Below are 19,400 nucleotides of genomic sequence, written 5' to 3'. Positions count from 1 at the left end.
GAACGTGCCGGGTGAGAACCTGCGGACCCAGTGGGAAACCAGCCTCGGGGCGCAGTACACCAACGACGTCAACGAGTACGCGTACACCAAGGCGATCGACGAGCAGAGCGACCGCGTCCGGGTCACCGAGATCGGCAGGACCGCGCTCGGCCGCCCGATCAACATGTTCGTCATCGGCTACCCCACCCCGCCGGCCACCCCGGAGGCGGTGGCCGCGACCTCGCCGGTGATGGTCAACTGCAACGTGCACGGCAACGAGCCCGGTGACCGCGAGGGCTGCCTGATCATGGCGCGGAAGCTGGCCTTCAGCACCGACGCCCGGACGATCGACCTGCTGTCGCACACCACCGTCCTCATCGTCCCGACCATCAACGGGGACGGCCGGGCGGCCAACACCCGGGGCAACTCCACCGGGCAGGACCTGAACCGCGACTACTCGCTGATCCGCCAGCCCGAGACCTTCGCCCTGGTCAACATGCTGCGCCAATACCGTCCGGTGGCCGGCTACGACGGGCACGAGTACGGCAACTCCAGCGCCGGCGACCTGCCGATGCTGCCGCCGCGGCACCAGAACGTGGCCCAGTCGATCTTCGACGAGTCGCAGCACATGATCGAGGGCCACATGTACACCCAGGGCGCCAAGGCCGGCTGGTGGGCCTGCCCGTACGGGTGCAACGGCGGCGGCAACGTGGGCCTGAGCGAGGAGACGATCCTGCGCAACACGCTGGGCCTTAAGAACGTCGTCAACTCGCTGCTGGAACTGCGCAGCTCCGGTGGCACCACCCGGCCGGACGAGGGCAACACGGCGAACAACCGGCGGCGCAAGACGTACTCCGCGATGTGGACCTTCAACCAGTTCCTCGACTACCACCGGGCGAACCTCAAGGAGATCACCACGGCGCGGGCCGACGCGATCGCCTTCCAGGTGTCGAACACCGGCCGGATCGTCTTCCGCGGCTCCCGGCCGATCGAGGCGTACCCGTCGCCGCACCCGGGGGAGGCCCCGCCGCCGCTCGACGCGCCCCGGGACGACCTGATTCTCGACAACGTGCCGTGCGCGTACAAGCTCACCGAGGAGCAGTACCACGGCGAGCGCACCGACGGCCCTGCCGGCCAGCGCACCACCGTGGCCCAGCGCCTCGCCGCGCACGGCCACAAGGTGGTCAAGGTCGCCGACGGGTACGTGGTCCCGCTGGCCCAGCCGGAGCGGGGGCTGATCCCCCTGCTGCTCGACGGGCAGGGGGTCGAGAACCTGGTGGACGGCGAGCGGGTGTACCCGACCGTGACCGGTGAGCACAGCGGCCAACTGGTGGTGTCCGGGGTGACCTGCCTGCGGGACGCCACGGTGACCGGCTCGGTCCGGGTCCGGCCGGGCGGAACGCTGATCGCGACCGGCTCGTCGATCACCGGTCCGGTCGACGCCAGCGGCGCGGCCGGGGTCTTCCTGACCGACACCTCGGTGGCGGGCCCGGTCCGGATCGCGCAGACCAGCGGTCCGGTGGTGGTCGTCGACGCCACTGTCGACGGCCCGGTCGAGGTGTCGGCCAACCAGGGCGACGCGCCCCTGCTGGCGGCCAACACCGTGAGCGGTCCGCTGCAGTGCAGCAGCAACGCCGCTGCTCCGGTCGACCTGGAGCTGGGCAACTCGGTGGAGGGCCCGAAGAGCGGGCAGTGCGCGAGCCTGTGACCCGTTGATCGTCGTACCGGCGGGCCCGACCTCCCGGGCCTGCCGGTACGACTCGACCGACCGGAGAAACCCCGTGGACCAGCCCGTCCTCCCCGCGCCGCCCCGATCCCTCTCCCGGCTCCGGCGGCCGGTCCGGCCGCGACGGAGGGCGGCGCTCGCCGGGGCCGCCCTGTCCCTGGTACTCGCCGGCACGGCCTGCTCCGGGGCCGGCGCCGAGCGGACCGCCGCATCCGGCGGGGCCGGCGCGCCGGCGGCCGCAGCGGTGACCGGGCCCCTGTGCGACCTGCTGCCCTCCGGCAGCGAGCCGGGCAACCCGGCGTCCCTGGCCGGTCAGCCGGCCGACGCGGCCCTGCAGTGGCTGCCCGTCCTCACCACGTTCGAGGCGGCGGTACGGGCCTCCGGGATGGCCGCCGACCTGCACGGCGGGTCGGGGGTGACCATCCTGGCCCCGACGGACGACGCCTTCGCCGCCAAGTTCTCCGAGGACAACCTGGACCAACTACTCCTGGCCGACAAGGACAAGCTCCGCGGCCTGCTCCGCGAACACCTGGTCGCCGGGTCGCTGTCGCTGTCCGACATGGTGGCGGCCGGCGGAGTCACCACGCTCGCCGGCACCAAGGTGACGGTCACCGGGGGCGGCGGGACGGCCCGGCTGGCCGACCAGGCGGACACCGTGTGTGCCGACTACCGGGTGGCCAACGCACGGATCCACATCATCAACCGGGTGCTCGGCAGCCTGCCCACCACCGCCGACCAGGGCGGCCATCGCGCCCATTGAAACGAACTGAGCCTTGACCGCGGAAATCCGCAGGTCATAGGGTTTCGATCCACCTCAGTTGATCTCCCCCAAATCAGCGAAGAGAGGCATCCTGATGCGCCTGTCGAAGCGACCGCCCGGGGCGGTCCGCACGAAGAGAACGGCCGGCGTCGCCACGCTGGTCCTGCTGGCCGGCCTGACGCCGTTGCTCGGGAGCGCCCCGGCCGGCGCTGCCCCCACGTCCACCAACTGCAGCACCGACCCGGCCGCCCGACTGTCCACCGTGCCCAGCCCGGAGTCCGCGCTGGGCTTCCCGCTCGGCACCGGCCAAGAGCGCGTCGTCACCAACGACGAGGTCCGCAGCTATCTGAAGGCCGTCGACGACGCCTCCGACCGGGTGGTCACCGGCGTCATGGCGACCAGCGTGCTCGGCCAGCCGCTGCCGTACGCGATCGTCTCGAACGAGCGGCACGTCCAGCAGGGTGCCCTGCAGCAGATCGCCCGGGACATCCGCGACCTGCGTGACCCGCGTGGGATCACGGCGAAGAAGGCCGCCGAGACCGCGACCGACCGCCCGGCCATCGTCTGGGTGGCCGGGAACGTGCACGGCGGGGAGAAGAGCGGCACCGACGCCGCCCTCAAGACCCTGTACGAGCTGGCCTCCGGGCTGTCCTGTGCCGTCGCCGAGCGCAACGACAACCTGGTCACCGTCATCGTGCCGACGCAGAACCCGGACGGCCGCGACGCCAGCCGCCGGCAGAACGAGTACGGCTTCGACATGAACCGGGACTGGTTCGCCCGGACCCAGCAGGAGACCGACGGCAAGATCGAACTCCTGCGGCAGTACCCGCCGCAGGTCTTCATCGACGCCCACGAGATGGGTGGCCGGCAGTACTTCTTCCCGCCGAACGCCGACCCGATCCACCACGAGATCTCGAGCGAGAACGTCGACTGGATCAACCGGATCGGCGAGGCGAACAAGGCGGGCTTCGGCTTCAACGGCGCCTGTGGCGGGGCCGTGACCACCGAGTGCTACTTCAACTACGCGCGGTACGACCTGTTCTTCATGGGCTACGGCGACACGGTGCCGGCCGCCGGCTTCGGCGCCGCCGGCATGACCTTCGAGAAGGGCAGCGCGTCGGCGGTGGCCGACCGGGTCCAGCAGCAGTTCCACACCCAGTGGTCGACCCTCGGCTGGGCCGCCGCGAACAAGCACGAGGTGCTGAGCGGCTACTTCAAGATCTGGACGGACGCGCTCGCCGAGGGCAAGGCCGGCACGCTGGAGCCCAACGAGGTCGTCCAGCCGACCAACACCGTGCAGTTCCCGGTGCCGGACGTCAAGATCCGCTCGTACTTCCTGCTCCCCGACCGCCAGCTCGGCGACGTGCGCCGGCTGGTCGAGCGGCTGCGCCGGATGGACGTCGAGGTGTACGAGGTGACCAAGCCGACCACGGTGCCCAGCGCGCGGATTTCCGGCGGGCGCACCGCGACCGACGTGACGGTGCCGGTGGGCGCGTACTGGATCCCGATGGACCAGCCGCAGAAGCACTGGATCCAGGCGATCATGGGCGAGGACGCGTACGTGCCGTTCCCCTACTTCTACGACGTGTCGGCCTGGAGCAACCCACTGCTGATGGGTGTGGACACCATCTACACCGGCGACGACGTCCGGCCCCAGGCCCAGCTCGTCCGTGGGATCTCGGGCGGCAAGACCTCGGCGGCCGGGGCGAACGGCTCGTACGAGTACCCGCTGGACTCCGCGGCGGCGGCCGAGCTCACCTTCCGGCTGCTCGGCCAGGGCGTGCCGCTGGTCCGTGACCTCGAGACCAGCGTGGTCGGCTTCGCCGCCAGGAGCCTGACCCCGGAGCTCGACCAGCTGGCCCGGTCGCTCGGGGTGACCCTGAGCCCGCATGACACGGCGGCCAGCGGGACGCCGGTGGACCTGCCGGACGTCGGGCTGTTCCAGGGCACCGGCATCTCCACCACCTCCGGCTCGCACGGCGAGGCCCGGTACGTGCTGGGCAAGCGGTGGGGCCTGGACCTGAAGCCGGTGACCACCGCCGACATCAACGACAACGTCCCCGCGTTCACCGAACGCACCGTGCTGCTCGTGCCGGATGGCAGCAGCCCGACCGGCGGGCTCACCGCCGCCGGGCAGGCCAATCTGCGAAACTGGATCGCCCAGGGCCACACCTACATCGGGTTGCGGAACGAGGGCACCCGGATGGCCCGGGCCGCCGGGTTGACCTCGACGACGGAGAAGGCGAAGCCGGGCGGCTACCAGGTGCCCGGCTCGCAACTGCGGGTCGACGTCGATCACGACAGCCCGGTCGCGCTGGGTCGCCCGGCGGAGGACTTCGCGTTCAACAACGAGGACTCGATCCTGAACCCGAGCAGCACCGGCACCAACGTGCTCAGCTACCCGTCCGACAACACCTTCTGGTCGAACGGCTACTCGGTGGGCAGCGACGCGCTGAAGGGGACGGTCGCGCTGGTGGACGAGCCGACCGGCGCCGGCCGGGCGGTGCTGTTCGCGTTCAACCCGCTCTTCCGGGCGTACACCGAGAACGCGCAGCACCTGGTGGCCAACGCGCTGCTCTACCCGTCGCGCGCGGGCGCGGCGCCGAACCGGGCCGCCCTGAGCCGCACGACCGGCGTCGACCCGGCCCGGGCCGCCGCCGCGGCGGCGCCGGTGGCGGAGAACTTGGGCGGCGAGTGGCGGCCGATCACCGTCGAGGTGGCGGCCGGTGACCGCGACCGCGCCGAGGCGGTCGTCGCCCGGTACACCGGCACCGCCCGGGTCTCCGTGGTGAACGGGTCGGCCTACCTGGTGATCCCGAACCGGGACGGCCTGCAGGCCGACGAGCACCCGTACCTGCGGGACCTGGTGAACGCCCTCCGGGACGCGCAGATCCCGCTGCGCTCCCTGGTGGCCTGACGCACCAGCCGAAACGGCGAAGGCCGCCGACCCCGTTCGGGGTCGGCGGCCTTTTCGTCGTGGTCAGACCGGGGTCAGCGCTGCTCGGCGGGGACGTAGTCCCGCTCGGCGTAGCCGGTGTAGATCTGCCGCGGGCGGCCGATCTTGGTCTCCGGGTCGTTGATCATCTCGCGCCACTGGGCGATCCAGCCGGGCAGTCGACCCAGGGCGAACAGCACCGTGAACATCTTGGTCGGGAAGCCCACGGCCTTGTAGATCAGGCCGGTGTAGAAGTCCACGTTCGGGTAGAGCCGGCGGGAGACGAAGAAGTCGTCGGCGAGCGCGATCTCCTCCAGCTGCACGGCGAGGTCCAGCAGCGGGTCGGGCTTGGCCATCCGGTCCAGCACGTCCTGGGCGGCCTTCTTCACGATCGCGGCACGCGGGTCGTAGTTCTTGTAGACCCGGTGGCCGAAGCCCATCAGCTTCACGCCATCCTGCTTGTCCTTCACCTTCTGCACGAAGGAACGGACGTCGCCGCCGTCGGCCTGGATCTTCTGGAGCATCTCCAGCACGGCCTGGTTCGCGCCGCCGTGCAGCGGGCCGAAGAGCGCGTTGACGCCGGCCGAGACCGAGGCGAACAGGTTGGCGTTGCTGGAGCCGACCAGGCGCACGGTCGAGGTGGAGCAGTTCTGCTCGTGGTCGGCGTGCAGGATGAAGAGCATGTCCAGCACCTTGGCGACCACCGGGTCGACCTCGTACGGCTCGGCCGGCACGCCGAAGGTCATCCGAAGGAAGTTCTCGACGTAGCCGAGCGAGTTGTCCGGGTACAGCAGCGGCTGCCCGATCGACTTCTTGTACGCGTACGAGGCGATGGTGGGCACCTTCGCCATCAGCCGCACCGTGGACATCTCCACGTGCTCGGAGTCGAACGGGTCCAGGCTGTCCTGGTAGAAGGTGGAGATCGCGCTCACCGCGGACGAGAGCACGGCCATCGGGTGCGCGTCACGCGGGAAGCCGTCGAAGAAGCGACGCATCTCCTCGTGCAGCAGCGAGTGCCGCCGGATCCGCTCGCTGAACTCGGCCAGCTGCGCCTGGGTCGGCAGCTCGCCGTAGATCAGCAGGTAGGAGACCTCCAGGAAGGAGGACTTCTCGGCCAACTGCTCGATGGGGTAGCCCCGGTACCGCAGGATGCCCGCGTCACCATCGATGTAGGTGATCGCGGACGAACAGGACGCGGTGTTGACGAAACCGGGGTCGTAGGTGGTCATCCCGGTTTCCTTGAGCAGGTTGCCCACCTTGATGCCGGCGGGGCCCTCGACCGCGGACTGCACCGGCATCGACAGCTGCCCACCGGGGTGGTCGAGCTTGACTTCCGTCATGTGTTCCTCGCTTCGCCGGCAAGATCTTCGTTGAATTGCCTTCGCTTTTACCGTACTTACGGTCGGGAGGACACCGCTCGTCATGGTTCGGTGGTGAGGCGTGCATCACCCGATTCCCGACTTGCCGGCTGGGAAACCGGTGGGAGCGCGGCCACCCCGGCCCGGGGGCGGCGCGGCCGGTAAGGCTACCGCCAGGTAGGGCGGCCGGTCAGGACAGGGCCAGCCGGCGCAGGCTGCGGTCGGCGCCGATCCGGTAGATGTCGAGGCGGTTGGCCCCGGCGGCGAAGAGCCGGTCGTCGGGCAGGAACGCGGCGAACCGCCGGCCGCCCTTGTCGGGCGCGACGACCGGGACGACCGCGCCGACCGTGCCGTTGACCGCCACCGCGAGCTTCGTGCCGTCCGGCACCGACGCCGGCACCGTGCCCCAGACCAGGGCGGGCAACTCACCGCGGGCGGGGTCGACGGCGCGGAACGCGCCGAGGTTCGCCACCGTGGCCGTACCGCCGGCGGGTTTGCCGCCGATCCTGGTGCCGACCAGCGGGTCGGGGGCCGGGGCGGCGGGCGGGGACGGCACCCCGCCGCTGATCGTCACCGGCTCCCCGGGCCGGTCGTAGAAGAGCTTGTCCGGCCCGCCCCGCGGCGACTGCTTCGCCGAGCGGCCGTCCATCCGCCAGGGCACCCGAATGTGGGTCTCGTCGAGGATGGTGGGGAGCAGGTCCACGTGCTGCCAGTTCCGGTCGTCGACCCGGCCGGTGCGCTGGCCCGGCTCCTTGACGAACATCGGCACCCAGGCGACCTGATCGGCGGCGTGGTGGATGGCGTCCATCCCCCGGCCCTGCCAGTCCTTCAAGAAGCTCACCCCGTGGTCGGCGGTGACCAGGATCAGCGCCTTGTCGTACAGGCCGGTGGCGCGCAGGGTGCGCAGCGTCTCGCCGATCAGCCGGTCGGTGTAGCCGAGCTGGGCGAGGTGCCGCTGGCGGGCCAGGTCCACCCAGCCGGCGCCGTCGTTGGGCAGGTCCTCCGGCGCCGCGTAGTGCGCCCCGGACGGCAGGTACGCCCACGGCGAGTGGGGCATCAGCAGGTGCAGGAAGTGCAGGGTGGGCCGGGACGACGGGCGCAGGCCGGCCAGGAAGCTGGTGAACCGGGCCGGCTGGTTGTCGTCCAGGGTGTCCCAGCGGAACTTCGGGTCGTCCGGGACCGGCTCGGCGGCGTCCAGCCCCGCCTCGGCGCGGGTCAGCTCCCGGTAGGAGTCCTCCGGATCAGCCCGGCTGTCCACCGGGGCGGTGACCTGGCGCAGCAGCTTGCCGCTCTCCCGGACCAGCACGCCGAGCCCCTGCTGCGGGCTGGCCGGCTGGTCGCAGCGGCTGGGCGGGCAGAGCCGGGTGATGCTCTCCTCGGCCTTGATCTCGTACAGGCCGCCGAGGGCGGTGAACAGGTTGTCCGGGTACTGCGAGTAGTGCGGGGCGACCCCGTGGGCGGGATACCGGCCGGTCAGCATGGCGGGCAGGGCGTAGGGGGTCCAGCCGCTGACCCCGGTGGCGTCGCGGTACCAGGTCGAGCCGGCGGCCAGCTCGGCGAAGTGCGGGTACCGGGTGGCGTCGATCTTCCCGTCCGGGCCGAGCAGCGAGACCAGCGGCAGCTCGTCCAGGACGATCATGACCACCGGCGGGTGGGCGCCCGCGCCGGCCACCCCGGCGGCGCCCGCGTGCCCCCGGGGCAGCACCACCGCCGAGGCCGGCGAGGCGAACAGGAACAGGCCGACGAAGACCACCGGGCCGGCCGCGGCCACCCGCAGCACCCGGCCGAGAGCACGCCACCGGCGGTGCGCGGCCGCTCCGGCGGCGCCGGCCACCCCCGCCAGCAGCAGCAGCGGTACGCCCCGCAGCGGCGTCCCGTGCCGTCCGATCTGGACCGCGAGCCCGGCCAGCAGCAGCCCCACCAGGAGGGTGTGCACGCCGGCCCGGACGACCCGACCGGCGACCAGACCGATCGCGCCGACCAGGGCGAACGGCACGGTCGGCGCGATCGCGATCAGGGCCACCAGCAGCAGCACGTCGGCCGGGGAGGCCCGGTGGAACAGGAAGAAGTCGGGGCTGTGGCCGAGCACGTCCAGCAGCGGCTGGGTGACCACCAACCCGACCAGCGCCACCACCTCCAGCAGCCGGCCCGCCTCGCGCCGCCAGCCGCGCCGGCGCCGGAGCGCCGCGGGCGCCTCCGGCCGGGATCGTGGGGGCGCGAGCGTGTCAGCCACCGATCACCACCTGGTAGAGCGTCCGGGTGCCGGAGGGCAGCTCGAGCCGGCGGACGACCCGGCCGCGCGCGGCGAGCAGTGTCTCGAACGTCTCCAGCCGGTAGTCGGGGAAGAGCCCGTCGGGCTTGTTGGCCAGCAGGCGGCGGGCCATCGGATCCTCGGGGTGGACGAACTCCGCCACCAGCGTGCCGCCGGCCGTACCGAGCTCGACGAGCTGGTCCAGCACCGCGGCCAGCGGCACGTTGCGACCGATCGCCAGGTGGTGCACCAGAGCCAGGGCGAGGACGACGTCGGCCCGGGCCCGGTCGGCGAAGGCGGCCCGCTCGGCACCCCGCCAGCCGCCGCCCGGCGACGGATCGGCCAGGTCCAACAGCAACGGCAGGATCCGCCGCTCCCCCTCGTCCCGCAGCGCCCGGTAGAGGGCGTCGACGATGGCCGGATCCTGCTCGACCGCGACCACGTAGTCGGCGTGCCGGGCGGCGATCCGGGCGTACCGGCCGTCGTTGGCGCCCAGGTCGAGCACGAGGCCGGGCCCGGTGGCGGCCACCGCCCGGTCGACGAAGCCCTCCTTGGCCTGCCGGTCCGGCACCGAGTACGCGCAGGTGCGCTGGTAGTCCGCCCAGTGGCTCTCCCCCGGCCGGTGGTCCAGCCGACGGACCAGCCTGGTCAGCCCGCGTACGGTCGCCAGGGCCAGCTCACGGGAGTAGCCAGCGGCCCGCAGCTGGGCGCGTACCTCGCTGGTGCTCGCGCCGGCGTTGCGCGACTGCATCGCGCCGTGCAGGTGAACGTGGGTGAGCACACCGGCCCGCAGCCGGCGGGCGCCGCCGAAGAGGCGGCGCATCTGCTCCGGCTCGATGCCGTCGATCCGGGCCCGCAGCCAGGGCTGGAAGTCCAGCCCGAGGTGGGCCTGGAGCAGCAACGGATAGAGCAGGGTCTGGCAGAACTGCCGGTAGCCGGCCCAGGGCTCCCCGTCCCGGACCGGCTCGAACGAGCCGACGTCGATGAAGACGGGCGCGACGCCCCGCCACTGGAGGTTGTATGCCGAGCCGTCCTTGGTGGTGAAGCCGGCCGCGAGGGCCGCCGCGAGGATCTCCAGGTGCAGCAGCGCGGCGTCGCGCAGCATCCCGTACGACCACTCGTAGGGGTGGGTGACGAACGGGATGCGCTCGTGGCGGAGCACCGCCGCCCAGGGCGCGTCGACCGGGGTGGGGATCAGCTCCTCGGTGCCACAGACCTTGCCGGCGGCGAGCAGGTCGCGGAAGAAGTCGCTGACCGCGAGAGCGCGCCAGTCGCGGGCAGACCGCTCGTCCAGGCCGCGGAGCACCTCGCCGCGCCGGTGGAAGACCCGGCTGCCGGGGTCGCGGAAGGAGCCGGGGTCGAGGCGGACGCCGCTGTCGGGGACGGCCACGCGGTCAGCCCTGGTCGGTGGGCTGACGGCGGAACCGGGCGACCAGGCGACGCCAGTAGAGCTTGGCGGCGACCGCGGCGCCGGCCACCCCGCCGACCAGCGCCTGCACGATCAGGCTGCCGGATCCCGCGTCCAGGTAGGCCAGGTGCGTCACGGCTGCTCCCTTCCCTCGACGGTTGTCGGAGCCCAGGCCGATATGGGGGGCTTTAACCCGCTAAGCCGGACTTGTCCTACACCGTACGCCCCGGCACTCGGCCGTGAAGCCCACACCGGCCACTCGCATCCGTCCGTTCCGTTCAAGACCGCAGGCCCCGCGTGCCCCTACCGTGGCGGGCATGACACCGCACTTCGATCTGATCGGCATGGTCGTCACCGACATGGCCCGTACGCTCGACTTCTACCGCCGGCTGGGGCTGCCGATCCCACCCGGCGCGGAGACCGAACCGCACGTGGAGATCACCCTCGACAACGGCGTCCGGCTCGCCTGGGACGCGGCCGAGATGGTGCGCACCTTCGACCCGGGCCGCACCCCGGCCACCGGCAGTCCCCGGATGGGCCTGGCCTTCCGCTGCGCCGACCCGACCGAGGTGGACCGGTGGTACGCCGAGCTGACCGCCGCCGGCCACCACGGGCACCTGCCGCCCTGGGACGCCTTCTGGGGCCAGCGGTACGCCGTGCTGCACGACCCGGACGGCAACGGCGTCGACCTGTTCGCCCCGCTCAAGAGCGACTGACGCCGCGACCCCGGCCTGGTGGTCAGGCCCGGCCGGCGGGCAGCAGGCGGGTCGGGGGTACGCCGGCCAGTTCGGTCACCTCGCGGGTGAAATGGGCCTGGTCCGCGTACCCGGCGATCGCCGCGACCTCGGCCAGCGGGGCGCCGTCGTGGGCCAGGTCGAGGGCCCGGCGCATCCGGAGGATGCGGGCGAGGGTCTTCGGGCCGTACCCGAAGAGGAGCTGGCTGCGCCGGTGCAGGGCCCGCGCGCCGAGGCCGACCTCGGCGGCGGTGGCGGCTACGCTCGCGCCGGCCGCCAGCCGGGCGGCGACGCGGGCCCCGAGCGGGTCCGGACCCCCGACCGCCCGCAGCCGCGCCATCGCGACCGCCTCCAGCACGGCGTCCGCCGCCCGCCCGTCGTCGATCCGGTCCGCCAGCCGCCCGGCCTCCCGGCCCCACAGATCGGCGAGAGGTACCCGCCGGTCCCGCAGCTCGTGGGCGGGCACCCCGAAGACCACCGGTCCGACGCCGGGCGGGAGGCGCAGCCCGACCCAGCGCTCCCCCGGCACGCTCACCGACAGGTGGGCGGTGCGGTCCGGCCCGGCAACCAGCAACCCGGCCCGGCTGGACCAGAGCAGGTCCAGACACCCGTCCGGCAGCACCCGCGTGGGCGCCCCGCCGCGGGAGACGCTCTCCCACGACACCGCCCCCGCGATCCCGTCGGCCGCCCGTTCCCGGTACATCGCCCCACCCTGTCACACACGGTTGTTGATCATGAAGGTGTGGTCGCGTGGTGGTCAGGGGCGGCGGTGGTGCATGGCGAGGCGGAGCAGGATGAAGCGGAGAGCGGTGGCCGCGAGGTTCGCGGCGACCAGGACGGTCAGCTCCAGTGCCCGCGGCGGCGTACCTGCGGCCGCGTGCAGCACGGCCAGCGATCCGCTGGTCAGGGCCAGGCCGAGGGCGAAGGCGAGCAGCCTCCCGGCAGCCGTACCGTGAACACGGTCCGCCCGGGGCGGCTGGTCACGTCGACCCGGCCGTGGTGGGCCTCCACCACGGCGGCCACGATGGCCAGGCCGAGGCCCGTGCTGCCGTGCGCCCGGGAGCGCGAGCTGTCCCCCCGGGCGAAGCGTTCGAAGACCTCCGGCTGGAGCTCGGCGGGGATACCGGGGCCGTCGTCGGCCACGCTGAGTTCCACGCCGTCGGGGACCGGGGCGAGCCGGGTGGTGACGGTGGTGCCGGGCGGGGTGTGCACCCGCGCGTTGGCGAGCAGGTTCGCCACCACCTGGTGCAGCCGGTGGGCGTCGCCGGTGACGCTCACCGGTTCGTCGGGCAGGTCGAGCTGCCAGCGGTGCTCGGGACCGGCCACGTGGGCGTCGCTGACCGCGTTCACCACCAGCGCGGTGAGGTCGACCGGTTCGGCCCCGAGGGGCCGGCCGGAGTCGAGGCGGGCGAGCAGCAGCAGGTCGTCGACAAGCCTGGTCATCCGGGTGCTCTCCGACTCCACCCGGCGCAGCGCGTGCGCCACGTCCGGCGGCACCTCGTCCCGGCCGCGCCGGGCCACCTCGGCGTAGCCGCGGATCGCCGCCAGGGGCGTCCGCAACTCGTGGCTGGCGTCGGCGACAAACTGGCGGACCCGGGTCTCGCTGGCCTGCCGGGCGGCGAGCGCGGCGGCGACGTGGCCGAGCATCCGGTTGAGCGCGCCGCCCACCTGCCCCACCTCGGTACGCGGGTCGGTGTCGGCCTCCGGCACCCGTACCGACAGCGCCACCTCGCCCCGGTCCAGCGGCAGCTCGGTGACCCGCGCCGCGGTGGCGGCCACCCGGTTCAGCGGACGCAGCGTGGCCCGGACGATCAGCAGGCCGAGACTGCCGGCGATGAGCAGCCCGGCGGTGATCACGCCGGCCTGCGCGACGACCATCCACATGACGGTCTCCTCCATCGAGGAGAGCGGGATGGCGACGGCGAGTACGTCACCGTCGGGCGCGCGATGGGCCACCGCGCGATAGTCACCCCGGTCGCCGAGCTCCACCGTGCGGGGCTGCCCGTCGAGCGGCAGCGCGGCAAGCGTGGTGACGTCGGTGGCGGGAACGGTGTCCACGCTCCCGGACTCGGCTCGGGCCGTCGCCGTCGTGGCCCCGCAGGCGATCCGCATCGCGATCGAGCCGGTCGGAAAGCCGCGCGGCGGCTCCAGTGTGGGTTGCACGCACGGGTCGGGCCGCTGCGGATCCACGCCCAGACGCGGCCAGGGCGGCCCGTCGGCACCGCCGCGCCGGTCGTTCATGGTGAGCTGGTTGTCGACCTGGCCGATCAGGAAGTGCCGCAGGGCGACCGTGGTCAGTCCGCCGATGCCGAGGCTGACCAGGGCGAGCAGCGCCACCACGGAGAGCACCAGCCGACGGCGCAGCGACCAGCCGGCGAGTCGGCGACGCACCCGCCGCGCGAGGTCACTCCGCCGGCTTGAGGACATACCCGGCGCCCCGCAGCGTGTGGATCATCGGCTCGCGGCCCGCGTCGATCTTCTTGCGCAGGTACGAGATGTACAGCTCGACGACGTTGGCCTGGCCGCCGAAGTCGTAGTTCCAGACCCGGTCGAGGATCTGCGCCTTGCTGAGCACCCGGCGCGGGTTGCGCATCAGATAGCGCAGCAGCTCGAACTCGGTGGCGGTGAGGGTGATCAGGTCGCCGCCCCGGCGTACCTCGTGGCTGTCCTCGTCGAGGCTGAGGTCGCCGACGGTGAGTACGGCGTCCTCGCGGGTGGCGACCGCGAACCCGGAGCGGCGCAGCAGGGCGCGCAGCCGGGCGATCACCTCCTCCAGGCTGAACGGCTTGGTGACGTAGTCGTCGCCGCCCACGGTGAGCCCGGCGATCCGCTCCTCGACCGCGTCGCGGGCGGTCAGGAAGAGCACCGGCACAGTGGGGCTCTCCTCACGCAGCCGGCGCAGCACCTGGAAGCCGTCCAGGTCGGGCAGCATCACGTCGAGCACCACGGCGTCCGGCTTGAACTGCCGGGCGGTGCTGATCGCGGCCATCCCGTTGCCGGCGGCGGCGACCTGCCAGCCCTCGTAGCGCAGCGCCATCGAGAGGAGATCGGTGAGGGTCGACTCGTCGTCCACCACCAGCACCCGTACCGGCTCCCCGTCCGGTCGGCGCAGCTCGATCCGGCCCTGCGCGGCCCGCCCGTCCATGACCATGTCCCCCATCGTGGGACGCCCCGCTGTGGCGGGCCTGTCCCGATCCTGTGTACCAGCTGTGCGGGTCGGACGGGCGGTTCCGGCGTATCGCCTCCGCGACGGTGGCGCGGACGGCCCGGACTGGCTGGCCGGGCAGGGCGTGCGGGCCTGGCCGTGGATTCGCCCGGCGACCTTTCCCCAGCCTGCTACCCGGTGGTAACTTGCCGGCATGTCGATCGACGGTCGTCCGGCCGGCCGGCTGGCCGGCAAGGTGGTGCTGGTGACCGGGGCGGCCCGCGGCATCGGCGAACACACCGCCCGGCTCGCCGCCGCACGGGGCGCGAAGCTGGCCCTGGTGGGCCTGGAGCCGGAGCGGCTGGCCGCGCTCGCCGCCGAGCTGGGCCCCGAGCACGTCTGGTTCGCCGCCGACGTCACCGACCAGGCCGCCCTGGACGCGGCGGTCGAGGGCACCGTCGCCGCGCTCGGTGGCATCGACGCGGTGGTGGCGAACGCCGGGGTGGCCAACCGGGGCACCATCGCCGTCGGCGACATCGAGGCGCTGGTCCGCACCGTCCAGGTGAACCTGGTCGGGGTGCTGCGGACGGCGGCCGCGACGGTGGAGGCGCTCACCGCCCGGCGAGGTTACCTGCTGATCGTCTCCTCGGCCGCCGCGTTCGCGGCGCTGCCGGGGATGGCCGCCTACTGCGCGTCGAAGGCCGGTGCGGAGCACTTCGGCACCGCGATCCGGCTGGAACTGGCGCACCGCGGCGTGGCGGTGGGGACGGCTCACCCGTCCTGGGTGGACACCGACCTGGTCCGCGAGGCGCGGGCCGACCTGCCGGCGTTCGAGGCGGTCCTGGGCCGGCTGCCCTGGCCGATGCGGCGGACGACCTCCGTGCGGGAGTGCGCCGCCGCGTTCGTCCGGGCGATCGAACGCCGCCAACGAAGGGTGTACGTACCGCGCGCCGTCGGCGGCGTGCAGGCGGTGCGGTCGCTGCTGGTCAGCCCGGTCGCCGACTGGCTGATCGGGCGTACCGCGCGGACCATGGTGCCGCTGGTTGAGGAGCAGTCCCGGGCGCTGGGCCGCGGGTTCGGCGTGAGCACGCCGCCGGAGGCACGGCGGTGAGCGCGCCGGTGGAGGTGGTTCACTCGGTGGCGCCGAACGGCTCGGTGCGCACGTACCGCATGGTCCAGGTGCCGTAGCCGTCGCGGTGGTCGCGTTCGTAGAGGTGGTCGGCCTCGCTCCCGGCCGGGGCCGGCCGCCCGTCGGGATGGCGCAGGATCCAGCGGGGCGGCGGCTGCCCGCCCGGCTCGGCCGGCAACTCCCGGACCAGGTCGTGGGCCGGTCCGCCGACGAACCGTACGCGCACCTGAGCCACCCCGCACCCTCCGTTCCGCAGTCGTCACCGAACGCCATCACAAGCTACCGCGCACCGCGCCGACGCCGCCCGGAAACCCCCGGCGGTTTGCCCTGCTCAGAGCTCGGGTACCGCGAACCGCAGCAGCCGGAGAACCGGGCGAGGACGAGGAGTGGCCGATGAGGACCCTGGGCGGGCGGTACGAGCTCGAACAGCGCGTCGGCGTCGGCGGCATGTCGGAGGTCTGGCGGGCGCACGACCTCGTGCTCGACCGGACCGTCGCGGTGAAGCTCATCTCCCCCGGTCAGGAGGGGGAGGACACGTCGGTGGAGCGGATCCGGGCCGAGGCGCGCTCCGCGGCCCGGCTGGTGCACCCGAACGTGGCCAGCGTGCACGACTTCGGCACCTCCATCGCGGCGGACGGCGGCGAGGTGCCGTACATCGTGATGGAGCTGGCCGAGGGTGAGACGCTCGCGGCGCACCTGCGCGACGGCGCGCTGGACTGGCGAATCGCGACCCGGGTCTGCGCCGAGGTGAGCGCCGCGCTGGCCGCCGCCCACGCGCACGGCATCGTGCACCGCGACGTGAAGCCGGCGAACGTGATCCTCACCCCGGCCGGGGTCAAGGTGCTCGACTTCGGCATCGCCACCCCCGCCGGGGCACCGGACCACACTCCGGAGGGCATGGTGGTGGGCACCCCGGCGTACCTGGCGCCGGAGCAGATCGACCGCCAGCCGGCCACGCCCGCCGCCGACATGTACGCCCTCGGCGTGCTGCTCTACTACTGCCTGACCGGCCGGCTCCCGTACACCGCCGGCAGCGCCACCCAGCTGCTGGGCGCGCGCCGCCGCCAGCCGCCGCGGCCGTTGCCCGAGATCGACGGGCTGCCGCCCGAGATCGCCGACCTGTGCCGCCGTTGCCTCGCCGAGGACCCGGCCGTCCGACCGACGAGCCTGATGGCGGCGCTGCTGCTGGCCGAGGTGGTGGACGCCCGGGTGTACGTGCCGATGCTGGCGGCCATGCCGAGACCGCGCAGCGCGCCGGTGTCGCCGTGGACCGACCGGGCCGCGGCCGAGGCGACCGAGGCGATGGCCGTGCCGGCCGCCGAAGGGGCCCGTTCCTGACCGCCACCTACCACCTCCGGCCTGCTCAGGCACGGTTTCGCCGGGCGGGGGCCGGGTAGCCGGGCGGGTGAGTGACGGGAGGAACGCGATGCCGGATCGTAGTCCCTGGCTGGCCGAGACGGCCACCGCGACCGCCGCGGGCGGTCACGTTCGCACCGACGACGGCGGGCTCTCCTCCGCCCTGGCGTCCCCGCTCGCGCCGCACTGCACCGGACTGACGCCCGAACAGTTGCTGGCCGCCGCCTTCGCCTCCTGCCTGCACCACGCGGCGGTGGAGGCGGCCGGTGAGATCACCGACGAGGCGCACACCGTGAAGGTGACGGCGGAGGCAAAGCTCGGGCGCGACGACGACGGGCGCTACCGGGCCGACGTGCACGCCGAGATCTCCTCGGCAGGCCTGACCCGCCAACAACTGGCCGACCTGGTCGCGTACGCCGACCGGCTCTGGCCGTTCTCCAGCGGCGACAGCAGCCGGCACCGGCTGACCGTGACGCCGGCGGAGAACGGGCGGCACTGACCGCTACCAGCGGAAGCCGGCGGTCACCGCCCGGTGGTCGCTGTCCGGGGTGTGCAGCACGCCCGCCGCGGTGGGGGTGAGCCCCCGGTAGAGGACGTGGTCCGGACGGGTCACCGGGAGTTCCGCCGGCCAGGTGAAGCCGAACCCCTGCCCGGCGTCGGCCTGGGCGTCGTGCAGCAGCCGGGCGAGCGGGACGAAGACCCGGTCGGTGCTGGCGGTGTTGAGGTCGCCCAGCACCACCAGCCGGGGGGCCGGATCGGCCCGCACGGCGGCGGCGAGGGCGGCGAGCGTCTCGTCCCGGGTGGCGGTGTGCCCGGCCCGGGCGGAGCCCAGGTGCACCACGTACACCACGAGGTCGCCCCGCGGCGCGGCCACCACCGCCCGCAGCGCCCGGTCCCAGCCGAGGCCGGTGTCCACGCCGTGTGACTCCCGGATCGGCCACCGGCTCCACAGCGCGACGGTCGACACGGTGGCCCGGTGCGGGTAGTGCTGGTCCAGCGCCGTCCCGACCCGGACGTCGTCGTCGACCTCCTGGAGCCCGATGAGGTCGGCGCCGGCACCGGCGACCGCGTCGACCGTGGCCGCCGGGTCGGGGTTGCCGGAGCGCAGGTTCTGGCTGGCCACCCGGACCGACGCGGGTTCGGCGCCGGCCGCCGGCGGCAGCCAGGCGCCGCCGTAGAGCGCCAGCCAGGCCACCGCGGGGAGCGCCACCGCCAGCAGGGCCCGGCGGGAGCGGCGCAGCAGCGCCGCGAGGGCGAGCGGGGGTACGCCGAGACCGAGCAGCGGGGCGACACTGTCCACCAGGCTGCCGAGGCCGTGCACGTTGGGCACCACCCGGTGGCCGGCGATGAGGACGGCGAGCAGGACGGCGAGGGCGGCGACCAGCAGTCCGCGCCGGTCCCGTCGGCCGGTCGGGTCACCGGCGGCCCGTTCGTCGACCATCTGCCCCGTCACCGTCCGCATCGTATCGAGCCGCTCCGCCCCGGCAGCCATGATCCCGGCACACCCGGACCTCGTCCCTCCGTCCCCACCCACATCCCAGCCGGCGGGGGTACGCATCCGCCGAACGGAGGAGACCCGGCCGAAGCACCGCAAACCTGATCATCCGCCCGGCTCGCCCCTCCTTTTCCCCTATTGGCGGCAAATGCGAAACGCGAGGATGGCGGCTTTCATGATTCAGCGGGCGTAATGCGGGTGCGGATTATGGCAAATTGTGGCGCATGCCACGAACTACCCCGGTGGCAAGCGCCGGGATGCTTTCTAGCCTCGGCGCGTGCATCCCGACGACTCCCCCGAGCAGCAGCCGGCCGAGAAGCGCCCCGCTCGCCGTACGATCGACCCCGCATCAGCCGAAAGGCGGATCGGCCGGCACCGGGCCCTCGAGCCGCCCCGCCGCCGGATGCTCGCCTCCACCCCCGGCCGGATCGTGGTCGCCACCGGCGTGACCTGCTGCCTCGGGCTCATCGGCTTCGTCGGCGCCGAGCAGCCCGACCAACGCCACGAGCCCGTCCGCCAGCTGATGACCGACCGGGCGGCCGACGCCGCCGTCGATCGCGCGACCCGGGACTACGAGCGCCCCGCCGCCCCGCACACCGCGCCGGTCACCCCGATCCCGGTCGCCACCCCGAGCCCCGTGCCGACGAAGAAGGTGGCGAAGAAGCCGGTCCGGCCGAAGCACCCCCGCCCGGTCGCCGGCCTGGACCAGCGCCAGATGGACAACGCCAAGGTGATCGTCGACGTGGGGCGGGCCATGAAGATGCCGCGCCGGGCGTTCGTCGTGGCCATCGCGACCGCCATGCAGGAGAGCGACCTCTACAACCTGGCCAGCGACGTGCTGCCGGAGTCCTTCGACTACCCGCACCAGGGCAGCGGCTCCGACCACGACTCGGTCGGGCTGTTCCAGCAGCGGCCCAGCAGCGGCTGGGGCACCGTCGCCCAGATCATGAACCCGGCGTACGCGGCGCGGGCCTTCTTCTCCGCGCTCAACGAGGTGCCCCGCTGGGCCGACATGAGCGTCACCCAGGCCGCCCAGGCCGTGCAGGTCTCCGCCTTCCCCGACGCGTACGCCCAGCACGAGGACCGGGCGACGACGGTGGTGGCGGCGCTGGTCTGAGCCGGCG

At 73.4% G+C, this 19,400-nt stretch carries 17 protein-coding genes and 1 pseudogene; 8 read left to right on the top strand and 10 right to left on the bottom strand.

The window, feature by feature from the left end; all coding sequences use genetic code 11:
* From ONA70_RS14825 to ONA70_RS14815, 3 genes are all read left to right on the top strand, one after another.
* Nucleotides 1–1,687, top strand: a 1,687-nt coding sequence (locus tag ONA70_RS14825) for a M14 family zinc carboxypeptidase (RefSeq protein ID WP_265006999.1), incomplete at its 5' end; no start/stop codon positions are given.
* Nucleotides 1,688–1,760: 73 nt separating this feature from the next.
* Complete coding sequence (locus ONA70_RS14820) at nt 1,761–2,465, top strand: fasciclin domain-containing protein (RefSeq protein WP_265006998.1); 705 nt, start codon at nt 1,761–1,763, stop codon at nt 2,463–2,465.
* A gap of 94 nt (nt 2,466–2,559) precedes the next feature.
* The gene (locus tag ONA70_RS14815) at nt 2,560–5,382 is read left to right on the top strand and encodes a M14 family zinc carboxypeptidase (RefSeq protein ID WP_265006997.1); all 2,823 of its coding nucleotides are present in this window, start codon (nt 2,560–2,562) and stop codon (nt 5,380–5,382) included.
* Between the two features lie 74 nt (nt 5,383–5,456).
* Here the strand turns inward: ONA70_RS14815 and ONA70_RS14810 are convergent, their stop codons facing one another.
* The 4 genes from ONA70_RS14810 to ONA70_RS14795 form a co-directional block, all read right to left on the bottom strand.
* Nucleotides 5,457–6,740 carry a citrate synthase gene (locus ONA70_RS14810; RefSeq protein ID WP_265006996.1) on the bottom strand — a complete coding sequence of 428 codons (1,284 nt, stop codon included), beginning with the start codon at nt 6,738–6,740 and terminating at the stop codon, nt 5,457–5,459.
* Nucleotides 6,741–6,948: 208 nt separating this feature from the next.
* Nucleotides 6,949–8,991 carry a sulfatase-like hydrolase/transferase gene (locus tag ONA70_RS14805; protein ID WP_265006995.1) on the bottom strand — a complete coding sequence of 681 codons (2,043 nt, stop codon included), beginning with the start codon at nt 8,989–8,991 and terminating at the stop codon, nt 6,949–6,951.
* Nucleotides 8,984–10,399, bottom strand: coding sequence for an SAM-dependent methyltransferase (locus tag ONA70_RS14800; RefSeq protein ID WP_265006994.1), 1,416 nt, complete (start codon nt 10,397–10,399; stop codon nt 8,984–8,986). Before ONA70_RS14800 ends, ONA70_RS14805 begins: the two co-directional genes overlap by 8 nt.
* A 4-nt stretch (nt 10,400–10,403) precedes the next feature.
* A complete protein-coding gene (locus tag ONA70_RS14795) occupies nt 10,404–10,553 on the bottom strand; it encodes a hypothetical protein (RefSeq protein ID WP_265006993.1) in 150 nt (49 codons plus the stop codon).
* Nucleotides 10,554–10,734: 181 nt separating this feature from the next.
* Between ONA70_RS14795 and ONA70_RS14790 the strand changes: the two genes are divergently transcribed.
* On the top strand, nt 10,735–11,133 hold the full coding sequence (locus ONA70_RS14790) for a VOC family protein (RefSeq protein ID WP_265006992.1): 399 nt from the start codon (nt 10,735–10,737) through the stop codon (nt 11,131–11,133).
* A gap of 22 nt (nt 11,134–11,155) precedes the next feature.
* On the opposite strand, the gene ONA70_RS14785 is transcribed toward ONA70_RS14790, so the two are convergent.
* The 4 genes and pseudogenes from ONA70_RS14785 to ONA70_RS14770 all read right to left on the bottom strand — a co-directional run bounded on the left by ONA70_RS14785 (nt 11,156) and on the right by ONA70_RS14770 (nt 14,296).
* The gene (locus tag ONA70_RS14785) at nt 11,156–11,854 is read right to left on the bottom strand and encodes a helix-turn-helix transcriptional regulator (RefSeq protein ID WP_265006991.1); all 699 of its coding nucleotides are present in this window, start codon (nt 11,852–11,854) and stop codon (nt 11,156–11,158) included.
* A gap of 54 nt (nt 11,855–11,908) precedes the next feature.
* Nucleotides 11,909–12,085: pseudogene (locus ONA70_RS14780) on the bottom strand (glycosyltransferase family 2 protein); the annotation flags it as partial.
* On the bottom strand, nt 12,055–13,578 hold the full coding sequence (locus ONA70_RS14775) for a sensor histidine kinase (RefSeq protein WP_265006989.1): 1,524 nt from the start codon (nt 13,576–13,578) through the stop codon (nt 12,055–12,057). The gene ONA70_RS14775 and the pseudogene ONA70_RS14780, both read right to left, overlap by 31 nt.
* Complete coding sequence (locus tag ONA70_RS14770; RefSeq protein ID WP_265007001.1) at nt 13,556–14,296, bottom strand: response regulator transcription factor; 741 nt, start codon at nt 14,294–14,296, stop codon at nt 13,556–13,558. The genes ONA70_RS14775 and ONA70_RS14770 overlap by 23 nt, the downstream gene beginning before the upstream one ends.
* Before the next feature lie 214 nt (nt 14,297–14,510).
* On the opposite strand from ONA70_RS14770, the gene ONA70_RS14765 reads away from it, so the two are divergent.
* Nucleotides 14,511–15,407: an SDR family oxidoreductase gene (locus ONA70_RS14765; RefSeq protein WP_265006988.1), complete on the top strand. Its 897-nt coding sequence runs from the start codon at nt 14,511–14,513 to the stop codon at nt 15,405–15,407.
* 19 nt (nt 15,408–15,426) lie between these two features.
* On the opposite strand, the gene ONA70_RS14760 is transcribed toward ONA70_RS14765, so the two are convergent.
* A complete protein-coding gene (locus ONA70_RS14760; protein WP_265006987.1) occupies nt 15,427–15,651 on the bottom strand; it encodes a hypothetical protein in 225 nt (74 codons plus the stop codon).
* A 167-nt stretch (nt 15,652–15,818) separates the two neighbouring features.
* Here ONA70_RS14760 and ONA70_RS14755 point away from each other — a divergent pair, with 167 nt between their 5' ends.
* Together ONA70_RS14755 and ONA70_RS14750 are read left to right on the top strand one after the other, a co-directional pair.
* Entirely contained in the window at nt 15,819–16,763 is a 945-nt protein-coding gene (locus ONA70_RS14755) for a serine/threonine-protein kinase (RefSeq protein ID WP_265006986.1), read from the top strand.
* A gap of 88 nt (nt 16,764–16,851) precedes the next feature.
* Nucleotides 16,852–17,280, top strand: coding sequence for an OsmC family protein (locus ONA70_RS14750; protein WP_265006985.1), 429 nt, complete (start codon nt 16,852–16,854; stop codon nt 17,278–17,280).
* Between the two features lie 3 nt (nt 17,281–17,283).
* Here the strand turns inward: ONA70_RS14750 and ONA70_RS14745 are convergent, their stop codons facing one another.
* A complete protein-coding gene (locus ONA70_RS14745) occupies nt 17,284–18,234 on the bottom strand; it encodes an endonuclease/exonuclease/phosphatase family protein (RefSeq protein WP_265006984.1) in 951 nt (316 codons plus the stop codon).
* A 319-nt stretch (nt 18,235–18,553) separates the two neighbouring features.
* Between ONA70_RS14745 and ONA70_RS14740 the strand changes: the two genes are divergently transcribed.
* On the top strand, nt 18,554–19,393 hold the full coding sequence (locus ONA70_RS14740; protein WP_265006983.1) for a hypothetical protein: 840 nt from the start codon (nt 18,554–18,556) through the stop codon (nt 19,391–19,393).
* Nucleotides 19,394–19,400 lie beyond the last annotated feature (7 nt).

The organism is Micromonospora yasonensis (assembly GCF_026013475.1).
In the GTDB taxonomy this organism is placed as follows: Bacteria; Actinomycetota; Actinomycetes; order Mycobacteriales; family Micromonosporaceae; genus Micromonospora; species Micromonospora yasonensis.
This window is presented reverse-complemented; position numbering and strand designations above follow the sequence as displayed.